General features: G+C 48.3%; 2 tRNA genes and 2 rRNA genes. All 4 read left to right on the forward strand.

Annotated elements, in window-relative coordinates:
* Positions 1–107 (forward strand): 16S ribosomal RNA (locus APT89_RS11570); the annotation flags it as partial.
* A 69-nt stretch (positions 108–176) separates the two neighbouring features.
* A tRNA-Ile gene (locus tag APT89_RS11575) sits at positions 177–253 on the forward strand.
* Positions 254–296: 43 nt separating this feature from the next.
* A tRNA-Ala gene (locus APT89_RS11580) sits at positions 297–372 on the forward strand.
* Between the two features lie 181 nt (positions 373–553).
* Positions 554–787 (forward strand): 23S ribosomal RNA (locus APT89_RS11585); the annotation flags it as partial.

Consider the following 787-nt stretch of genomic DNA (forward strand, 5'->3'; position numbering starts at 1 on the left):
TAGGTAGCTTAACCTTCGGGAGGGCGCTTACCACTTTGTGATTCATGACTGGGGTGAAGTCGTAACAAGGTAACCGTAGGGGAACCTGCGGTTGGATCACCTCCTTACCTTAAAGAACCTGCCTTTGCAGTGCTCACACAGATTGTCTGATGAAAAACAGCAGTAAAAATCTCTGCAGGCTTGTAGCTCAGGTGGTTAGAGCGCACCCCTGATAAGGGTGAGGTCGGTGGTTCAAGTCCACTCAGGCCTACCAAACTCCTTTTAAAGGATGAGCGGTACAGAGATTGCAAAACGATGGGGCTATAGCTCAGCTGGGAGAGCGCCTGCTTTGCACGCAGGAGGTCTGCGGTTCGATCCCGCATAGCTCCACCATCTTTTACTGCGAAAACAAGAAAACTTCAGAGTGAACCTGAAAAGGTGCACTGCGAAGTTTTGCTCTTTAAAAATCTGGATCAAGCTGAAAATTGAAACGACACATCTTTAATGGTGTGTTCGAGTCTCTCAAATTTTCGCAAGTCGATGGTGAATCGAAAGAAACATCTTCGGGTTGTGAGGTTAAGCGACTAAGCGTACACGGTGAATGCCCTGGCAGTCAGAGGCGATGAAGGACGTGCTAATCTGCGAAAAGCGACGGCGAGGTGATATGAACCTTTGACCCGTCGATGTCCGAATGGGGAAACCCAGTGCAATTCGTTGCACTATCGTTAACTGAATACATAGGTTAACGAGGCGAACCGGGGGAACTGAAACATCTAAGTACCCCGAGGAAAAGAAATCAACCGAGATT

Source organism: Enterobacter sp. 50588862 (assembly GCF_001462935.1).
GTDB lineage: Bacteria > Pseudomonadota > Gammaproteobacteria > Enterobacterales > Enterobacteriaceae > Enterobacter > Enterobacter bugandensis.